The sequence below is a fragment of the Lysinibacillus composti genome, assembly GCF_016908465.1.
GTDB classification, from domain to species: Bacteria; Bacillota; Bacilli; order Bacillales_A; family Planococcaceae; genus Ureibacillus; species Ureibacillus composti_A.
Window position 1 is genome coordinate 82,783 of sequence record NZ_JAFBDY010000001.1, and the last position, 19,404, is coordinate 102,186.

Below are 19,404 nucleotides of genomic sequence, written 5' to 3' on the forward strand. Positions count from 1 at the left end.
CTTATGGTAAAATAGTATGCTAACTATTTTACTTAAGCAGTTGGGATAAAAACTCCCTTCTGTAACGCTTTATTAACTAGGGCGTAAAAGCAAATTGCTTCTGCGGTTTCTCGTCACAAAATGAACTGTTCCTGCAGTTACTCGTCCCAAATAATATTATATGAATTTGTTTAGCTAGGCGAAATGCAGAACGCAGTCTAAAATTGTGCCAAGGCTTTATATAATACAGCATGAAAAGAAGGTAGGAAAAATGATTTATCTAGATAATAGTGCAACAACACAACCACATAAAGAGGTTTTAGATACATTTGTTCAAGTTAATGAATCATATTATGCAAACCCAGCATCCATCCATGAAGCAGGTGTAGAAGCGAATACTTTATTAGATCGTGCAAGAGCTCAAGTTGCCCAACTTCTTCACACGGAGGAACAACATATCCTTTTTACTGCCGGTGGAACAGAATCAAATAACTTTGCGATATTTGGTATAACAAAGGCAAATACTCATAAAGGAAAACATATCATCACGACTGAAATTGAACATCCATCTGTTTTAGAAGCTGTGAAAGAATTACGTAATGAGGGTTTCGAAGTGGATTATTTGAAAGTTGATCAGAATGGAAAAATATCCTTAGAAGAACTTCGTGAAAAACTGCGAAAAGAGACTGTGCTAGTAAGTATTATGCACGTTAATAACGAAATAGGTTCTATACAGCCAATAGAAGAAGCAGCAAGGATAATTCATGAAAAAAGCCGTGCAACATTTCATGTAGATGCTGTTCAAAGTTTCGGTAAATTACCTATTCAGTTTAACGGAGATCTTGGACCAGATATTATTACAATTTCAGGTCACAAAATTCACGCTCTTAAGGGATCTGGTCTCATTGCATTCCGTAAAAAACAAAATATCACGCCACTTTTGCTCGGAGGTGGTCAGGAATTCGGACTTCGAAGCGGTACCGTAGCAGTACCACAAGCTGTTTCGTTAGCTAAAGCTGCTCGCATTGCTGTAGAAAATTTAGATATGTCCATGAACAAATATAAAAAATGGCATGATGAGCTAATTCAATTTTTAACGGAATTTGGTGATAATATTCACCTGTTGTCTACAAAAGATGGAGCAGGACATATTTTATCCTTAAGTGTTAAAGGGTTAAAAGGAGAGATTTTAATTAATGCTCTTCAAAAAAGAGGAATTATTGTCTCGACATCTAGTGCGTGTTCTTCGAAACAAACGAAAACAAGCCATGTAGTAGAAGCGGTTAAAGTTCCTAGTGAATTTAAAAAAGGCGTAATTCGTATAAGTTTTGGTGCAAAAACAACTGAAGAAGATATAACGGAATTTAAAAAAGCCTTTACGAATGTAATGAATGAACTAAAAGGAGAAAAACAAATATGATTTGGAAAGAAATACTAATTCGATACGGTGAATTATCTACAAAAGGGAAAAATAAAAAGGAATTTATTACTCGATTACGTGAAAATATTCGCTATTCCTTTCATGATATAGCCCCACTAAAAATTCGAACTGAACGTGATCGCATGCACATTGAAATTGAAAATCAAGAAAAAATGGATGTTTTAATGGAAGGCTTAACGAAAGTTTTTGGAATACAAAATTTTAGCCCTGTTGCAGTGTGTGAGAAAGATGTTGATTCAATTAAAGATTTAGCTATTAAAATTATGGATTTATATAAAGAGAAAGAAATCACATTTAAAGTAGAGGTTCGTCGTTCAGATAAAACATTCCCGCTTGATTCCCACGAACTTCAACGTGAAATTGGTGGTCATGTACTAAGAAACTATCCGAATATCAGTGTCAACGTGAAAAAACCGGATGTTGAATTACGTATTGAAGTACGTACAGATGCTATATATATGATGGCTCAAATAATACAAGGTGCAGGCGGAATGCCAGTTGGATCTAACGGAAAATCATTATTAATGTTATCGGGAGGAATTGATAGTCCTGTTGCCGGTTATTTCTTAATGAAGCGTGGAGTTCGTTTAGAAGCAATTCATTTCGCGAGTCCACCATACACAAGTGATAATTCACTAGAAAAAGTTAAAGATTTAGCAAATGAATTAACGAAATTTGGTGCGAAAATTCGTTTACATGTCATTCCATTTACAGAAATTCAAGTGTTAATCAAAGAAAGTGTCCCTGAAAATGTGACAATGACATCAACACGTAGATTAATGATGCGAATTGCAGATCAAGTTCGTGAGGAAATTGGAGCATTAGGAATTGTAACTGGAGAAAGTTTAGGACAAGTTGCGAGTCAAACTTTAGAAAGTCTCACAGCAATAAATGATGTAACGAATACGCCAATTATTCGTCCGTTAATTGGATTCGATAAACTTGAAATTATTGAGATTGCAGAAAAAATAGGGACGTATGAAACATCTATTCTTCCATATGAAGATTGCTGTACAATTTTTACACCAGCTAACCCAAAAACAAAACCAAGAGTAGATAAAGTAAATTACTACGAAAGCTTTACTGAATTTGATGAATTAATCGATCGTGCAGTAAGAAATAGAGAAATGTATTTATTCCCTGAGAAGAAACCTTCTAAAGATAAATTCGCGGACTTACTGTAATTTATAAACCTAAATCTGATGTTATATAGAACCTATCTCGTTGTTGTTTAGTCGCCGTGTGTCTGATATTTTGTTCTTCAAGTACAACGAAAACCGGTAACAATTACCTCTTATTGAATGTGTATTAAAAATCGAATACAGCACATTCTATATTCACAAGGAGGTGAGAGACATGGCATCTAACAACAACGGTAACTCAAACAAACTTCTAGTACCTGGTGCAAACCAAGCATTAGACCAAATGAAATACGAAATCGCGCAAGAGTTTGGTGTTCAACTCGGACCTGAAGCGTCTTCTCGTGCAAACGGATCAGTCGGAGGCGAAATTACTAAACGCTTAGTGCAAATGGCTGAATCACAATTACGTGGTAGATCTGAATAATCTACTCGGGGCTAGTAGCGAAAGCTACTAGCTTTTATTATTTGTTATTAAATTTTATACATACATATATGACGGAATTGTTACTTTTTGAACAAAATTTTGAAATTTACGATTTATGTTATTATAATTATCATAATGTATCTATAGGATACAGTTAGGAGGAATTAGATGAGACGAGAAGATTTATTAGCGCCTGAGGTTTACAATATAGCTGATGAAATTGAAAAATATGCAGAAAACGAGAACAAAAAGGCATTGATCGTTCATCATGAAAATGGAATCATTGAAGAGATTTCATATACAAACTTAATCAAAAAAGCAAATAAAGTGGCAAATGTATTTAGAAATAATGGACTTCAAAAAGGCGATGTCATACTAGTAATGGTACCTCGTTCTGTTGAGGCCTACGTAACATATATAGGTGCATTAAAAGCAGGATTGACGATCATACCAAGTTCTGAAATGTTGCGTGCTAAAGATATTGATTACAGAATTGAACATTCAAATGCAAAGGCAATTGTTGCATTTGAAAATGAACTTGAACAATTTGAAGATGTTAAACTTCTTGGGCAATTGACTCTATTTGTTTTTGGTGAAGCAAAACAACCTTGGATTTCGATTCGTAGCCAAATTGAACAAGCATCCGAAGTATTTAATGGAATACAAACTAAAGAATCTGATATAGCATTCTTATCCTATACGAGTGGGACAACTGGTAATCCAAAAGGTGTTGTTCACTCACATGGTTGGGGATACGCGCATTTACGTACAACTGCTCCAAAATGGTTGGGTGTAGAAGAAGGGGATATTGTTTGGGCAACTGCAGCGCCTGGTTGGCAAAAATGGATTTGGAGTCCGTTTTTAGCTGTACTAGGTAGCGGTGCAACAGCGTATGTTCATTTAGGACGATTTGATGCGGAAAGTTATTTACAAATGCTTCAAAATTTCAAAATTAATGTTTTATGTTGTACACCAACAGAATATCGTTTAATGGCGAAAGTTGATAACTTAGCCTCTTATGATTTATCGAATCTAAGAAGTGCTGTTTCCGCTGGAGAACCTTTAAATAGTGAAGTTATTAATCAATTTAAAAAGGTGTTTTCATTACAAGTTCGTGATGGATATGGACAAACTGAAAATACTTTACTAGTTGGTACATTAATAGATATGGAACCGAGACCAGGTTCTATGGGGAAACCAACACCGGGTAATGTTGTTGAAATCATTAATGACTTAGGGGAGCCTACAGTGACAGGAGAAGTAGGTGATATTGCCGTTCATTCATCTACCCCTGCATTATTTAAAGGTTATTTAAATGACCCTGGACGTACAGAGAAGCAGTATCGTGGCGAATGGTATATTACAGGAGATCGTGCCTTTAAAGATGAGGAAGGATATTTCTGGTTTGAGGGACGCGGGGATGATATTATTGTTTCTTCTGGCTATACAATTGGACCTTTCGAGGTTGAAGATGCATTAGTGAAACATGAAGCTGTTAAAGAATGTGCTGTTGTAGCAAGTCCAGATGAAATTCGTGGGAATATTGTAAAAGCATATGTTATCTTACGTGACCCACTATTAAAGACGAGCCCAACAATTGTCAAAGAATTACAAGAACATGTGAAAACTATTACAGCTCCTTATAAATACCCGAGAGCAATTGAATTTGTTGATGAATTACCAAAAACATCTTCCGGTAAAATTCGTCGTATTGAATTGCGTAATAGAGAACTAGAAAGTAATGTAGTTAAATAGAATTGTTAAAGGCTGTGGTAGTTAATTGCCACAGCCTTTTAAGTGTGATAATAATTTGCATATCTAGAAAATTCAATAGGTCATAAATTTTTTGAAACTTCTTTAGGAATATAAACGTAAGAATGGTTGGAGTAATTAGAGGAGGAATGTAAATGAATACAAAAAGATGGATCGCCTTAGGTGCGGCCGTATTATTACTTGTTTTTTCAATTGGTATTAACACCATTATCTCAATCTTTAAGACTGATTTCTTTTCGAATTTTGATAGTTTAATGGCTACACAACCTGAAGTACTAGAAACAGTAGTTGAACCAGGTGATTTTGATAAACGAATTGCATTGATTACAGTTAATGGTGTAATTCAAGATGTTGGTTCAAGTTCTCCTTTTTCAGCAGTAGAATATGACCACCAATTGATGTTAACTCAATTGGAAAATATCTTATATGATGATTCTATACAAGGTATCGTATTGTCTGTTAATTCACCTGGTGGAGGGGCAATTGAGTCTGCAGAATTTCATGAGTTACTAGTACAAATTAAAGAAGAAAGAAATATTCCAATCTATGTATCAATGGGATCTATGGCAGCATCTGGTGGGTATTATATTTCTGCACCTGCAGATAAAATTTATGCACACCGTGAAACAATTACAGGTTCAATTGGTGTTATTATGCAAAGTTATAACTTCTCCGATTTAGCTGAGACATTAGGAATTAAATTCGAAACTATTAAATCAGGTGCCCATAAGGACATGTTTAGTGGTGTTAGAGACACAACAGCAGAAGAAAAGGCTATGATGCAGGAAATGATTAACGATTCCTATGAACAGTTTGTAGACGTAGTTGAACAAGGCCGTGGAATGTCTGAAGCTGAGGTGAAAAAAGTAGCGGATGGTCGTATTGTAGGTGGTTCTCAAGCGATTAAAGCCGGATTAGTTGATGAATTAGGTGGATTAGATGATGCAATTGCTTCAATCCGTGCAGATTATGGTTTAGAAGATGCTGAGCTTTTCGAATATGAAACAGGATTCGGTGGGGACCTTTCTTCAATATTAGGAATGAAAATTGGTTCATTCTTTGGCCCATCACCTGAAGAAAGAATGTTAACGAAATTAATGTCATCGTATGATGCGCCTCGCATGATGTATTTATACGGTGAATTCTAAGGGGGGGTTCAAAATGACACACAATGAAAATGATGAATCAATAATCCCTGTACGAGAAAATTTAACGCAGCCAACGGAAAAGGACTGTTACGAAGAAAAAACAGCGGGATTTTGGATGCGCTTTTGGGCATTTTCCTTCGATACCTTAATTGTTAGCGCGATTGTTGGGATATTAGTTAATCCGATTTTCCACTTATTTAATTGGAGTCTTTCCGAATCGAATTGGTATGCGCCGATGACAATTATTTCTGGGCTTATTTATTATATATATTTCGTTATTACAACGAAGTTTTGGCAACAAACCCTTGGAAAAATGATATTTGGACTTAAAGTAAAAACGGTAAACGGAGAAAAACTTGATTGGATGACTCTCCTATTTAGAGAAGTAATTGGACGCTTTATTAATAATACGATTCCGATTTTGTATATTCTCGCGGCCTTTATGCCAAAAAATCAAAGTATTCAAGACATTGTAGCAGATACTGTAGTGGTACATGAAAAGATTTATAAGAAGAGTAACAATAATAAAACAACTACTCACGTTGAAGATGTAAAAATAGATGACTCAACATCTCCATCTGTTTAAATAAATACCTAAACCTGTAGAGAATTCTTTCTGGATCTTTACAGGTTTATTATTTCTTTTCTATTAAGTCCCTCACATTAATGGGTAGTTAATTTCGTAAAGAAAAGATGTCTTATTTGCATTGAATGGTTTCTTTTTAGTAAGATTGGAAATAGAAGGAGGCGTTCAATTTGGCTCAAATAACATTTAAACAAAATCAAGTAACATTATTAGGAAATGAAGTTAAAGTAGGGGACAAAGCACCTGATTTCACTGTGCTTGCAAATGATTTATCGCCAGTCTCATTAAAAGATTCAGAAGGTAAAATTCGTTTATTCGTAGTAGTTCCTTCTTTAGACACTGGTGTATGTGATGCAGAAGTTCGTCGCTTCAATGAAGAAGCAGCAGGATTAGGTGAAAACGTAGTAATCTATACGGTATCTGTAGATTTACCATTTGCTCAAAAACGTTGGTGTGGTGCTGCGGGTATTGACAATGTGGTAACAGTTTCTGACCACCGTGATTTATCATTCGGTAAAGCTTATGGTGTGGCAATTGAAGAACTTCGTTTGTTAGCCCGTTCAATTTTTGTTGTTGATGCTGAAGGTACTGTAACTTATGTTGAATATGTTCCAGAATCTACAAATCACCCAAATTACGAAGCTGCTATTGAAGCAGTAAAAGCGTTAACAAAGTAATTTAACATTTAAAGTTGTAAGTTATTATAGTATCATTTAGTAGAAAGACTAGACGAAAACTAGCAAATACTAAAAATGATAAAAGATTACCCACTCAAACAAATTAGGTTGAGTGGGTTTGTCGTTAAAGGAGTTCATTATGGAAAAGTTCGAACAATTATTTTCATTTATTAATGAAAAAGCTGAAGGATATGAACAATCAGACAATCTGACTTATTTAGAAGGAGTACTTCATACACTAGCAGGTGTTTTGGATGAGAAGTTGAAATTAAATGTTGAGGATGCTTCTAGAGAAGAACTAAGAAAAGCAATCCAAATCGCAATCTTAAAAGGAATGCGAAAATCTTCTCAACCGAATCATCAAATGACACCTGATTCACTTGGATTACTTGTAGGTTATTTTGTAGAGCAATTCTTTGAGGAAGAGTTAAAGAGCGGACAAATCTCAATTTTAGACCCAACTCTGGGGACTGGAAATCTATTATTTACCATAATGAATATGTTAGATGGTAAGATTAATGCAACTGGCATAGAAGTAGATGAATTATTAATTCGGTTAGCTGGAGAATCTGCAGAACTTTTGCAACAGCCTGTAACACTTTACCATCAAGATGCATTGCAATCGATGTTAGTTGACCCTGTTGATGCGGTTGTATGTGATTTACCAGTAGGTTACTACCCAAATGAAGAGGTTGCTTTAGAGTATGAATTATGTGCAAAAGAGGGAATGAGCTTTGCACATCACTTGTTGATTGAACAATCAGTGAAGTACACAAGAGATGGTGGATATTTATTCTTTTTAATTCCTGCAAATTTATTTGAATCAGAACAAGCAAAGGAATTACATAAATATTTGAAAAAGAACGTTTGGATTCAAGCCGTCATTCAGCTTCCAGATAATATTTTTGCTGCAAAGACACTTGCGAAAAGTATCCTCATACTACAAAAGCAAAGTTCTGAACTAAAAGCACCGCGTGAAGTTTTGCTTGCAAAAGTACCGAACATGTCAAACAAAAATGCACTTTCAATGTTTTTCGAGAAAGTTCAATTATGGAAAGAAAATAAATAACAATAAAAGAGAGCTTAACCCCTAATAAGAAGTTAAGCTCTCTTTCTATTTACCCATAGCAATTTTATTCATGACTTTCACAAATGGCTTCCTAGATAATAAATATACAATGCTTATGCCACCTATAATTAAAATCCAGTATTGACCTGAATTTTCAATGAAGTCTCTAAGAGTAGAATCGTAAAATATACGTACGATCGCCATATGAGATAAATAAATGGCCATTGTCACTCTACCAATTGATGTGAAAAACACTTTTCTTTTAGGTACTAATACTAAAAACATGTAAGTAGCAATTGCCATCACAAAATACGTACATAATCTTGCCAACCATACTATATTAGAAGGTAAATCGGACATTTCAGCATAGCTTCTTTTTTCCATTAACCAAACATTAAAATCTAGTGGGATGTATTTGTATACAATTGCAAAGATGACTATTGAAAGGATCAAACCAATTGTTAAATTAGTTCGAGTCTTTAATTTTTTAAAATGCTTTTTCTCAAGATGATACCCCATCAAGAAGAATGGGAAAAAGAAAAATGTTCGAGATAAGCTTAAAACTTCATTTACCTCAGAAACATAGCCAACTAATAAAGAAATAAGAATAGCTAGTAGCAATCCGAACTTAATTTTCCCGAAGAAATATAGAAGAATATTCCAAAAGAATAAACTTAGTAAAAACCATAAAGCCCATCTTGGTATAAACAAGCTAAAACTTATAGAATCATCAAAAACAAAATAATAATACATACTATACATTGTTTGTAATATTAAATATGGGATCAACAACTTTTTCGCTATTTTACGAATATATCCTGGCTGATATACCTTCTTAGAAAAATAACCAGAAATCAATACAAATGCAGGCATATGGAAAGTATATATGAAAAAGTAGGTACTACCAATGAGGTGACTATCTCCAATAAACTTAGACATCATGTGACCTATGATTACTAAAAAAATCAAAATGGCTTTGGCGTTGTCAAAATAAGCTTCTCTGTTCAAGATAAATCGTTCCTTTTTTATAAACTTATATTTTTAACAATCGAAAACTAATAAATTAGTTGACCTTAATATTTTTATCATATTTACGTCATACAATCTATCATGAAATTATTACAAATTGATGTTTAATTATAACGCACATATGACAAAACGTAAAAAATCAGAGAGTACGAAACTCTCTGATTTTTAATATTATTCAGTTATTCAATTTTTAGTTAAAATAAATCAGCTAATATATTTTTATTATTCTTCAACTGCAGGAGTACGTACTACTAGTACATCACATTTAGATGAACGAACAATTGCTTCTGATACAGAACCAATAAGGAAACGTTCTACTGCATTTAAGCCTGTAGCACCACAAACAATTAAATCAGCATCTACAATTTTTGAAAGTTCTTTTGTAATAATTGTTTTAGGTGAACCGTATTCGATAACAATATTCACATTGCTGATGCCAGCATCTTCAGCCTGTTTTTTATAACCGTCTAATAGTTCTTCGGAGTATTTTTGAGCGCGTTCAGCGATTGAACGATCATAAGCTTCAATTGCTGCAAAAGAGCGAGTATCAATTACGTTTACTAAATTCAATTTAGCATCTTTATTACGTTGTGCCACTTCGATAGATTTTTTAAATGCATATTCAGCCTCTTTAGAACCATCTACTGCTACTATGATACTTTTATAATGATTAGTCATAATCATTTCCTCCTTTACTTTGTGGTCTAATTATAACAAATGGAAGATTCCGCTAAGTGATTCACAAGAAAAATATGTAATTTGTTCACAAACTTTTGAACAAATTTTAACAGCTGTATATGAGTCATAAATTGTCGAATATAGGAAATTGTTATTTACTTTTTTTGTATAAAATTGTTAGAATAGTATTGTTATTAGAATTTTCTATATATAGACAACAGGGGAGAGGGAAATCATGAAAATTGGGGTACCTAAAGAAATAAAAAACAACGAAAATCGAGTTGCTATGACACCTGCTGGAGTGGTGACTTTAGTTAACGCTGGACATCAACTGTTTATTGAAGCCGGGGCAGGCTTAGGCTCCTCTTTTACTGATGAAGACTATATAAATGCAGGTGCAACAATTGTTGATAATGCTAAAGAAGCATGGGCACAAGAAATGGTTATGAAAGTTAAAGAGCCAGTTGAAAGTGAGTATCAATATTTCTATGAAGGATTAATTTTATTCACATATTTGCATTTAGCGCCTGAGTTAGAGTTAACTCAGCATTTATTAGATAAAAAGGTTGTTGGAATTGCTTATGAAACGGTTCAATTATCAAATCGTTCTCTGCCACTTTTAACACCAATGAGTGAAGTTGCAGGAAAAATGTCCGTTCAAATTGGAGCTCAGTACTTAGAAAAAGTGAATGGTGGTAAAGGGATATTATTGGGTGGTGTACCTGGTGTTGGGCGAGGAAAAGTAACAATCGTTGGCGGTGGAGTAGCAGGTACTAACGCAGCAAAAGTAGCAGTTGGAATGGGTGCAAATGTAACAATATTAGATTTAAATCCAGAACGTCTACGCCAATTAGAAGATATTTTTGGACATCAAATACAAACGTTAATGTCGAATCCATTTAATATTGCAGAATCAGTGAAAGACTCTGATCTAGTAATTGGTTCTGTATTAATTCCTGGCGCTAAAGCACCGAAATTGGTAACTGAAGAGATGGTAAAATCAATGCGTCCTGGTTCAGTAATTATTGATATTGCGATTGACCAAGGCGGAATCTTTGAAACAACAGACCGTGTAACAACTCACGATGACCCAACTTATATTAAACATGGTGTTGTTCATTATGCGGTTGCAAATATGCCAGGTGCTGTACCACGTACATCAACTATCGCCTTAACAAATAATACAGTGCCTTACGCATTACTAATTGCAAACAAGGGGTATAAGCAAGCTTGTATTGAAAATGAAGCATTGAAAAAAGGTATTAATACATTAGAAGGACATGTCGTATATAAAGCAGTAGCAGATGACCAAGGCCGAGAATATGTACCTGTTGATACAATCTTGCATTAAAAAGAAGCTGTTGGTGAAGGATCTCTTCTACCAACAGCTTTATTATTACAATATTACTAATTCTTTTGTGAATTTTGTTAATACTTCGACGCCATCAGCTGTTACGACTACATCATCTTCTATACGAACACCAGCAATCTCTGTATTGTAAATACCCGGTTCAATAGTGAAGACCATTCCTGGTGAGAGTACCATTTCATTTGTTCCAGTTACAGAAGGAAATTCATGTACAGAGATACCTAAACCATGTCCTAAGCGATGTGTAAAATATTCGCCATAGCCTGCATCTGCAATCGTATCTCGTGCAATTTTATCTAAGTCCATTGCGCGGATTCCAGGTTTAACAGCAGCAATAGCCCTTTCATTTGCGTTACGAACAGCTTCATAAATCGCTATCTGTTCATTAGTTGGTTCTCCAAATGCTACTGTACGAGTTATATCAGAGCAATATCCTTCGTAAATCACCCCTAAATCAAAAAGGATGAAATCACCTTTTTGTATTTTTCGATCCCCAGGAGTTCCGTGAGGGGACGCAGCCTTAGGTCCAGAAAGTACCATTGTTTCAAATGACATAGAGTAACCCTTTTGTCTGATGGCATTTTCAATAGCTGTCAGAATTTCCATTTCTGTTTTTCCTTCAGTAATCTCTTTGCATCCAACTTCAATTGCAAAATCTGCTAAACGTGCGGCTTCACGCATTTTTTCAAGTTCAGCCTGGTCTTTTATTACACGTAAATCGTTTATTTTATGATCAAGGCGGACAAAATTGGCTTGTGGGTAAAATTGTTGAAGTGCTTCAAGACGTTCAACTGTTAAATGAGATTTTTCAATTGCAATACTTGAAAGGTGAACGCCACGACTTTTTATAGCGTTTGATAATACTTCCCAAGCATTATCAGTATCTAAATGACCAACTGCTTCATAATTCCATCCAGCGCTAATCGCATCAGGTACTTCCATTTTGGGGCAAATTAAGAAAGGCTCAGCCTCTTTAAATACCATTACACCAAGTAATCGTTCATGAGGATTACTTTTAAATCCTGAAAAATAAAAAACATTATCTGGTGTTGTAACAAAGGCGGCATCAATATTTTGTTCTTGTAGGTAATTTTGGAGTTGTTGTAATTTAGCCATCATATATTCCTCTCTTTCAAATGTGGTATTAGTTAAAGGCTTTAATAGTATATCAAATAGAAGGAAAAAAGCCTTTCAAAAGAGAAAGAATAATTAAGCGTAATTGAAGGAGGAACAATTAAAAATGGAAATTTCATATCATGGACACTCAATCGTAAAGATTAAAACTAATGGAACAAATATAATTATTGACCCTTTTATTCGTGGTAATAGCTTGACTGATTTAAAAGTTGAAGAAGAAAAACCAGATGTGATTTTACTTACTCATGGACATAACGACCATGTTGGAGACACGATTGAATTAGCAAAAGCAAATAATTCACTAGTTGTCGCACCAAATGAACTAGCTAACTATTTAGCCACTCAAGGAGTTAATGTTCATAATATGGGGATTGGAGGAGCCTTTGGTTTTCCTTTTGGGAAAGTTAAATACACATTAGCTTTCCATGGCTCAGTATATGAGACTGAGAATGGTGAAATTATTGATGCAGGTAATCCTGGTGGAATCCTTTTCTTTGCAGAAGGAGTAACGATTTATCATGCGGGAGATACTGCATTATTCGGAGATATGAAATTAATTGGAGAACGTCACCCAATTGATGTTGCATTTCTACCAATAGGAGATAATTTTACAATGGGTCCAGAAGACGCAGCTTACGCAGTGTCATTACTAAAACCTAAAAACGTAGTACCGATTCATTACAATACGTTTCCAGTAATTAAACAAGATCCAAATACTTTTGCGGAATTAGTGAAGACTAGCAACGTCCAAATATTAAATAGTGGTGATAAAGTAGTACTTTAGCATTTGCTTAAGAGTAGGTTGAAGAAGGGCTAGACAGTCCATTTCAATCTACTTTTTTATATTCGTCAAATTTTTAATAACATTTTTACATAGGGAAGTTTAATGATAGGTATTTAATTCTATACATACTTGAAATATGTTACACTATTGGAAGAAATGAATGACGAAACAAGGTGATATAGTGTCAACAAAACATGAGAAAATTTTGCAATATATAGAATCTCTCCCTGTTGGCGACAAAATTTCAGTTCGACAAATCGCAAAGGAAATGCAAGTAAGTGAAGGTACTGCATATCGAGCGATTAAAGAAGCTGAAAACCGTCGATTAGTGAGTTCTATTGAACGAGTAGGAACGATTCGTATTGAGAAAAAGAAAAAAGAAAATATCGAACGATTAACCTTTGCAGAAATTGTAAACATTGTTGATGGTCAAGTATTAGGCGGAAAGTCCGGCTTGCATAAATCGTTAAATAAATTTGTAATTGGAGCAATGCAAGTTGAAGACATGATGCGTTATACAGATGCAGGAAGCTTACTAATAGTAGGGAACCGTTTCAAGGCTCATGAACAAGCCTTAAAAGAAGGAGCAGCAGTTCTAATTACAGGTGGATTTGATACGACAGAAGAAAATAAGCATCTGGCTGATGAATTAGAACTCCCGATTATTTCTTCAAGTTATGATACTTTTACAGTTGCAACAATGATTAACCGTGCGATTTATGACCAGTTAATTAAAAAAGATATCCTTCTAATTGAAGATATTTATGTTCCAATTGAAGATACGGCCATGTTAAGAAAGGAACAAACAATTAATGATTTCCATCAATTAAATACAAGGACAACCCACGGAGCATTTCCCGTTGTTACCAATAACAATAAATTAATTGGGATGATTACAGCAAAGGATGTAATAGGTAAAGACGGAGTAGAACCGATAGAAAAAGTAATGACGAAACATCCTATTTCTACTTCAATGAAAACAAGTGTTGCATCTGCCGGTCACCGAATGATCTGGGAAGGTATAGATCTATTACCAATTGTAAATGACGATTCCGTATTACAAGGGGTTATTAGTCGTCAAGACGTTTTAAAGGCGTTACAGCACGCTCAACGTCAACCACAACACGGAGAAACAATTGACGATATAGTAAAAAATGAAATGAAAATTTTGGGTGAAGAAGATTTAGTTGTGGAGTTTACCGTCACTCCACAAATGACAAATCAATTCGGGGCAATCTCCTATGGTGCCTTTACAACATTGCTTTCTGAAGTGGGTTCAATTGCGTTAAAAAGAAAAAAACGTGGAGACGCTGTAGCAGAAAATATGACTATTTACTTTATTAAGCCTGTACAAATGGAAAGTATATTAACTGTAATTCCACATATTTTGGACATGAGTCGAAAGTTTGTGAAAATGGATTTTGATGTTTATAATGGTTCAACGCTTGTTGGTAAAGCAATGATGATGTTCCAACTTTTAGAACGATAGAGAACCTCTGTGAACCTTAATACTTTAATTTACTTAATCCTTTTTGAGTTGATAGTTTGAATAACTTATATAGGCTGAGACAAACATTGAAATTCAAAAGAAAAAGCCGTCTCAAAAGTTTTGAGACGGTACCTTTTTTCTTATTTATTAAGTTCGTATTCTTCCTTTACAAACTTACCTTCGTGGCTAGCACGTTTAAAACTAGCATATGCTTCCATAAAACCTATAATAACAAAGATGACTGTAATCGCATATCCAACAGCTGTTGGGTACACAATGCTTGTATTTATGCCAAATGCTATAACGAAAATACCTAATGCGATACCTGCCTTTGCTTTATACCACTTTTTTCGAATTGGTAAATTGACTCGAAATTGTTTCGTCTTATAAAAGAGATAAGCAACGAAAGATAGTACAATTAAAATAATAAAGATAATATTTAACATAGTAACCTCCCATAAACACTCCAGTAAATGCTGACATTATTGTAACTATTTTCAGACAAAAATGCTAACATACATTACAAAAAATATATAGATCAGGAGGAATAACACATGAAAAGACAAATCATCGACAAAATTGAGCAGTATGATACAATTATCCTTCACCGACATGTTCGACCGGATCCAGATGCTTATGGTTCTCAAATTGGATTAAAACAGATTATTGAAATGAATTATCCAAATAAAAGGGTGTTTGCAGTAGGAGAACATGATGATTCCCTAACTTTTTTAGCATGTCCTGATGAAATCAAAGATGATGAATATGTTGGCGCACTAGTAATCGTTGTTGATACTGCAAATACCGAACGAATTGCTGATGAGCGATACATAAAAGGGGATTTCCTCATTAAAATTGATCATCACCCAAATGATGATGCATACGGAGATTTACTATGGGTAAATACTGATGCGAGTTCAGTTAGTGAAATGATCTTTGAACTCTATGAGGAAGGTCGAGAATATAAAAATTGGAAACTTCCAGATGCTGGTGCAAGATTATTGTTCGCAGGAATTGTAGGAGATACAGGTAGGTTTATATATCCAAGTGCTACATTTAGAACTTTTGAAATTGCTGGACAATTAATTCGCTATAACTTTAACAGGAATGAATTGTTTAATGGGATGTATGAGAGAGAGCCTAATCTTTTACATCTACAAGGCTATATCTATGAAAATTTCAAAATGGACCAATATGGAGCTGCATATATTAAATTAACAAAAGAGGTCCTTGAGAAATTTAAAGTAACACCGTCTGAGACTTCTTTACTAGTAGGGTCGTTGAGTGAAATAAAAGGTGTTTGTGCTTGGGTGATACTAATAGAAGAAACAGATCAGATTCGTGTGCGTATACGCTCCAAAGGTCCTGTTATTAATGAATTAGCCAAGAAGTATCACGGAGGAGGACATCCATTAGCTTCGGGTGCTACTGCATATTCTTGGGAAGAGGCAGATCAAGTCATAGAAGATTTAAAAGAAATTTGTCGATTATATAAATAAGTATGGAGGGATGAAGTTTGTCAATCGTATATACACAAATACGAACTAGTGCAGATTTATTACAAAGTACAATTCGTATTGAAGAGCTCATCCCATTTTTACAACAACAGAAGGCAGAAGCATGTGCAATTGTTAATACAAAATTGTATGGGCTTTTGCCTTTTTGGCATGGTATGAAAAATGCAGGGATTCATCCAGTCGTCGGGCTTAGAGTGCGTGTACTATTTGAAGAAGAGATTTCTTTACCACTAGTCTTGTATGCGAAAACTAATGAGGGATATAAAAATATACTTAAAATTAGTAGTGCTATTGCCATTAGGAAGGATGAGCAACTACCATGGCGTTGGTTAGTAGGGTACTCAAAGGGGTGTATTTGTAGCTTACCAGCAATGGACGACGATTCAATTTGGTTTAATCAGAATTATGAACAGCAAGCAAGGCAAGTTGCACAATTATTTCAATCTAACTTTGTAATTGGCATATCACGTCCAGGTGGATTAAAGTCAACTTTCGAAGAAAATGCCATGCATTTAAGTCGTCATTTACAAGCACCGATCATGGCGATGCATGAAAGCTTATTCGTGAATCAAAATGATTACTTTGCATATGAAGTTTTACGCTCAATAGATACAGGTGTGAAATTGAGTGAAAAAGTCGAAAGTAAACAAATGTTTCAGCAATATCTCCCAACCAAAGAGGAACTATTGAATTGGTATTCCGATCAACTTCAATGGTTAGAAGTTAGTAAACAGTTACTTTTAAACTGTCGTGTAGACATTAGTTTTAATCGACACTTTATGCCAAAATTTCCTCTTAAAGATGGAGAATCGGCGGACGAGGTTCTAACTAGAGCTGCAATCTCTGGTTTGAAGGAGCGGTTACAAACTGAAACTCCTGAACGGAATTATATTGAACGCTTACAATATGAGATACAAATCATTACGTCGATGGGCTATGCTGATTATTTTTTAATCGTTGCGGATTTTATGAGATTTGCTCGTAAAGAGAATATTTTAACTGGACCTGGACGTGGGTCATCAGCCAGTTCGCTCGTCGCATATTGTTTACAGATCACTCAAGTGGATCCGCTGAAATATGGATTGTTATTTGAACGATTTTTAAATCCAGAGCGGATTACTTTACCCGATATTGATATTGATTTTGTCGATACGAAAAGACAAAAAGTTATTCAATATGTTGCTGAAAAATACGGTCAGCAATATGTTGCTCAAATTATTACATTTGGTACTCTTTCTGCAAAAGCTGTTGCGAGAGACGTTGCGCGGATGTTTAATTTTGAACAAGAAACTTTAGAAATGATATCAAGGTTAATTCCTAACCGATTGGGTATTACATTACAAGAAGCCTATAATTCTTCTGAAGATCTTCGCAAATGGGTAGAAGGAGAAGAAATTCGACGTCGATGGTTTGAAACAGCTCTAAAATTAGAAGGGCTCCCTAGAAATTCTTCAACTCATGCAGCTGGTGTAGTATTGAGTCCAATGCCACTTGTGGATGTAGTACCTATACAAGAAGGACATGATGGAATCTATTTAACTCAGTGGCCTATGCAGGAAATTGAACAATCTGGATTATTAAAGATGGACTTTTTAGGATTGCGTAATTTAACCATCTTGGAACAAATTAGAAAATCAATTTATTATTCTCATCGGGTAAAAATTGATTTAAATCAAATTCCATTAAATGATGAAAAAACATATATGTTGTTGCAACAGGGAGATACAACTGGAATCTTCCAGCTTGAATCCGAGGGGATGAAAAAAGCTCTTAAGGAAATCATCCCAACAAATTTTTTAGATATTGTTGCAGTGAATGCACTTTACCGACCAGGACCGATGGACTTTATTTCGGTATATGCAAGAAGAAAGCATGGACAAGAACCGGTCGTGATGCCACATTCTGTGTTAGAACCAATTCTAAAAGAAACTTATGGGGTAATCGTTTATCAAGAGCAAATTATGAAAATCGCGAACCTATTTGCTGGATTTACGATTGGTCAGGCAGATTTGTTGAGAAGAGCAGTAAGTAAAAAGAAGCGTGAAGTGTTAGAAGAACAAAGAACGTCGTTTGTCAAAGGAGCAATACAGCAAGGATATCCACAAAAGAGCGCTGAAGATGTTTATGAATTAATTGTACGATTTGCTGATTATGGTTTTCCTAAAAGTCATGCAGTAGCATACAGTATGATTTCTTATCAAATGGCTTATTTGAAAGCCAATTATCCAGTAAATTTTTACAGCGCTTTAATGACTAATGCAATTGGAAATCAAGATAAACTCTTTCAAATCATTTCAGAGGCGAAAGGGAAAGGTATTGAATTATTAAGGCCTTCAATTCATAAAAGTATTCGTCCATTTAAGGTGGAAAACGGAAAGATTCGCTTTAGTCTTTCTACTATAAAAGGTGTTTCCCAAGTCTTCATACAAAGATTAATGACTCTTCGTGATACAAGACAGAACCCATTTGAGGATTTGTTCGAATTGGCGGTTTCTTTAAGTGCGATTCATTTTAACCGTAAATTCATAGAACCGCTTATTAAATCTGGGGCATTAGATGATTTTGGGAAAGATCGAGCTACGTTACTTGCAAGCATTGATGCAGCGGAAAAACATGCAAAAATAGTGAGACCAAATGATGAAGAAGATTTATTTTCATCAAATCATTTTATTTTTGGTAAACCAAAATATATTGATGCAGAGCCAATTCCTCAAAAAATTAAGCTTCAATTTGAAAAAGAAGTGCTTGGATTTTACTTATCCGAACACCCGGTTGAAATGGTACGAAAAAAATGGGGCAATGTAAATAGTAACATCCAAACAATCCAACAGTTAAGACCCAATTCCATTATAAAACTAGTCGGTATGATTGAGGGAATAAGGCAAATACGAACAAAAAAAGGTGAATTAATGGCCTTTGTAGAACTACAAGATGAATACGGTATTGTTTCAGCAACACTCTTTCCTAAAGAATATAATGAAGTACTCGGCTGGATTAAAGAAGAGAAAATTGTATATGTAGAGGGAAGCGTAGATTTTAGATTTGGAAAATCACAAATAAAAGTAAAGTCTATGAAACTGATTTAACAAAATATTATAGGATTTGAAGTAAAAACTGTGCGTTTTGTACAGTTTTTTCTTTACAAAAATTATGTAATTATGT

Annotated in this window: 17 protein-coding genes; 13 read left to right on the top strand and 4 right to left on the bottom strand. The window is 34.7% G+C overall.

Annotated elements, in window-relative coordinates; genetic code table 11:
* The first annotated feature begins 250 nt into the window (after positions 1-250).
* The 8 genes from JOD29_RS00370 to JOD29_RS00405 all read left to right on the top strand — a co-directional run bounded on the left by JOD29_RS00370 (position 251) and on the right by JOD29_RS00405 (position 8,239).
* A complete protein-coding gene (locus JOD29_RS00370) occupies positions 251-1,399 on the top strand; it encodes a cysteine desulfurase family protein (RefSeq protein WP_124762505.1) in 1,149 nt (382 codons plus the stop codon).
* Entirely contained in the window at positions 1,396-2,604 is a 1,209-nt protein-coding gene (gene thiI, locus JOD29_RS00375; protein ID WP_124762503.1) for a tRNA uracil 4-sulfurtransferase ThiI, read from the top strand. Before JOD29_RS00370 ends, thiI begins: the two co-directional genes overlap by 4 nt.
* Before the next feature lie 172 nt (positions 2,605-2,776).
* Entirely contained in the window at positions 2,777-2,986 is a 210-nt protein-coding gene (locus JOD29_RS00380) for an alpha/beta-type small acid-soluble spore protein (RefSeq protein ID WP_124762501.1), read from the top strand.
* A gap of 168 nt (positions 2,987-3,154) precedes the next feature.
* Complete coding sequence (gene mbcS, locus JOD29_RS00385) at positions 3,155-4,741, top strand: acyl-CoA synthetase MbcS (protein WP_124762499.1); 1,587 nt, start codon at positions 3,155-3,157, stop codon at positions 4,739-4,741.
* A gap of 152 nt (positions 4,742-4,893) precedes the next feature.
* Positions 4,894-5,907, top strand: coding sequence for a signal peptide peptidase SppA (gene sppA / locus JOD29_RS00390; protein WP_124762497.1), 1,014 nt, complete (start codon positions 4,894-4,896; stop codon positions 5,905-5,907).
* A 13-nt stretch (positions 5,908-5,920) separates the two neighbouring features.
* Entirely contained in the window at positions 5,921-6,493 is a 573-nt protein-coding gene (locus JOD29_RS00395; protein ID WP_124762495.1) for an RDD family protein, read from the top strand.
* A gap of 170 nt (positions 6,494-6,663) precedes the next feature.
* Complete coding sequence (gene tpx, locus JOD29_RS00400) at positions 6,664-7,170, top strand: thiol peroxidase (protein WP_124762493.1); 507 nt, start codon at positions 6,664-6,666, stop codon at positions 7,168-7,170.
* A gap of 139 nt (positions 7,171-7,309) precedes the next feature.
* The gene (locus JOD29_RS00405) at positions 7,310-8,239 is read left to right on the top strand and encodes a class I SAM-dependent methyltransferase (protein ID WP_124762491.1); all 930 of its coding nucleotides are present in this window, start codon (positions 7,310-7,312) and stop codon (positions 8,237-8,239) included.
* A gap of 45 nt (positions 8,240-8,284) precedes the next feature.
* Here JOD29_RS00405 and JOD29_RS00410 read toward each other — a convergent pair whose 3' ends face one another.
* The gene (locus JOD29_RS00410; RefSeq protein ID WP_158610511.1) at positions 8,285-9,247 is read right to left on the bottom strand and encodes an acyltransferase family protein; all 963 of its coding nucleotides are present in this window, start codon (positions 9,245-9,247) and stop codon (positions 8,285-8,287) included.
* A 243-nt stretch (positions 9,248-9,490) separates the two neighbouring features.
* Positions 9,491-9,946: a universal stress protein gene (locus JOD29_RS00415; protein ID WP_124762487.1), complete on the bottom strand. Its 456-nt coding sequence runs from the start codon at positions 9,944-9,946 to the stop codon at positions 9,491-9,493.
* Between the two features lie 235 nt (positions 9,947-10,181).
* Between JOD29_RS00415 and ald the strand changes: the two genes are divergently transcribed.
* Positions 10,182-11,297: an alanine dehydrogenase gene (gene ald / locus JOD29_RS00420; protein WP_124762485.1), complete on the top strand. Its 1,116-nt coding sequence runs from the start codon at positions 10,182-10,184 to the stop codon at positions 11,295-11,297.
* A gap of 45 nt (positions 11,298-11,342) precedes the next feature.
* Here ald and JOD29_RS00425 read toward each other — a convergent pair whose 3' ends face one another.
* Positions 11,343-12,431 carry a M24 family metallopeptidase gene (locus JOD29_RS00425; protein WP_124762483.1) on the bottom strand — a complete coding sequence of 363 codons (1,089 nt, stop codon included), beginning with the start codon at positions 12,429-12,431 and terminating at the stop codon, positions 11,343-11,345.
* A gap of 124 nt (positions 12,432-12,555) precedes the next feature.
* Between JOD29_RS00425 and JOD29_RS00430 the strand changes: the two genes are divergently transcribed.
* Together JOD29_RS00430 and JOD29_RS00435 are read left to right on the top strand one after the other, a co-directional pair.
* The gene (locus JOD29_RS00430; RefSeq protein WP_124762481.1) at positions 12,556-13,236 is read left to right on the top strand and encodes a metal-dependent hydrolase; all 681 of its coding nucleotides are present in this window, start codon (positions 12,556-12,558) and stop codon (positions 13,234-13,236) included.
* Positions 13,237-13,417: 181 nt separating this feature from the next.
* The gene (locus JOD29_RS00435) at positions 13,418-14,725 is read left to right on the top strand and encodes a DRTGG domain-containing protein (RefSeq protein ID WP_124762683.1); all 1,308 of its coding nucleotides are present in this window, start codon (positions 13,418-13,420) and stop codon (positions 14,723-14,725) included.
* A 140-nt stretch (positions 14,726-14,865) separates the two neighbouring features.
* Here the strand turns inward: JOD29_RS00435 and JOD29_RS00440 are convergent, their stop codons facing one another.
* Entirely contained in the window at positions 14,866-15,171 is a 306-nt protein-coding gene (locus JOD29_RS00440; protein WP_124762479.1) for a YtpI family protein, read from the bottom strand.
* Between the two features lie 108 nt (positions 15,172-15,279).
* Here JOD29_RS00440 and JOD29_RS00445 point away from each other — a divergent pair, with 108 nt between their 5' ends.
* Complete coding sequence (locus JOD29_RS00445; RefSeq protein ID WP_124762477.1) at positions 15,280-16,224, top strand: DHH family phosphoesterase; 945 nt, start codon at positions 15,280-15,282, stop codon at positions 16,222-16,224.
* Positions 16,225-16,241: 17 nt separating this feature from the next.
* Positions 16,242-19,328: a DNA polymerase III subunit alpha gene (dnaE, locus tag JOD29_RS00450; protein ID WP_124762475.1), complete on the top strand. Its 3,087-nt coding sequence runs from the start codon at positions 16,242-16,244 to the stop codon at positions 19,326-19,328.
* Positions 19,329-19,404 lie beyond the last annotated feature (76 nt).

What these genes read in the sequence shown, in the direction of transcription:
- JOD29_RS00370 (WP_124762505.1), top strand. Translation starts at nt 251, where the DNA reads ATGATTTATCTAGATAATAGTGCAACAACACAACCACATAAAGAGGTT.
- thiI (WP_124762503.1), top strand. Translation starts at nt 1,396, where the DNA reads ATGATTTGGAAAGAAATACTAATTCGATACGGTGAATTATCTACAAAA.
- JOD29_RS00380 (WP_124762501.1), top strand. Translation starts at nt 2,777, where the DNA reads ATGGCATCTAACAACAACGGTAACTCAAACAAACTTCTAGTACCTGGT.
- mbcS (WP_124762499.1), top strand. Translation starts at nt 3,155, where the DNA reads ATGAGACGAGAAGATTTATTAGCGCCTGAGGTTTACAATATAGCTGAT.
- sppA (WP_124762497.1), top strand. Translation starts at nt 4,894, where the DNA reads ATGAATACAAAAAGATGGATCGCCTTAGGTGCGGCCGTATTATTACTT.
- JOD29_RS00395 (WP_124762495.1), top strand. Translation starts at nt 5,921, where the DNA reads ATGACACACAATGAAAATGATGAATCAATAATCCCTGTACGAGAAAAT.
- JOD29_RS00405 (WP_124762491.1), top strand. Translation starts at nt 7,310, where the DNA reads ATGGAAAAGTTCGAACAATTATTTTCATTTATTAATGAAAAAGCTGAA.
- JOD29_RS00415 (WP_124762487.1), bottom strand. Translation starts at nt 9,946, where the DNA reads ATGACTAATCATTATAAAAGTATCATAGTAGCAGTAGATGGTTCTAAA.
- ald (WP_124762485.1), top strand. Translation starts at nt 10,182, where the DNA reads ATGAAAATTGGGGTACCTAAAGAAATAAAAAACAACGAAAATCGAGTT.
- JOD29_RS00425 (WP_124762483.1), bottom strand. Translation starts at nt 12,431, where the DNA reads ATGGCTAAATTACAACAACTCCAAAATTACCTACAAGAACAAAATATT.
- JOD29_RS00430 (WP_124762481.1), top strand. Translation starts at nt 12,556, where the DNA reads ATGGAAATTTCATATCATGGACACTCAATCGTAAAGATTAAAACTAAT.
- JOD29_RS00440 (WP_124762479.1), bottom strand. Translation starts at nt 15,171, where the DNA reads ATGTTAAATATTATCTTTATTATTTTAATTGTACTATCTTTCGTTGCT.
- JOD29_RS00445 (WP_124762477.1), top strand. Translation starts at nt 15,280, where the DNA reads ATGAAAAGACAAATCATCGACAAAATTGAGCAGTATGATACAATTATC.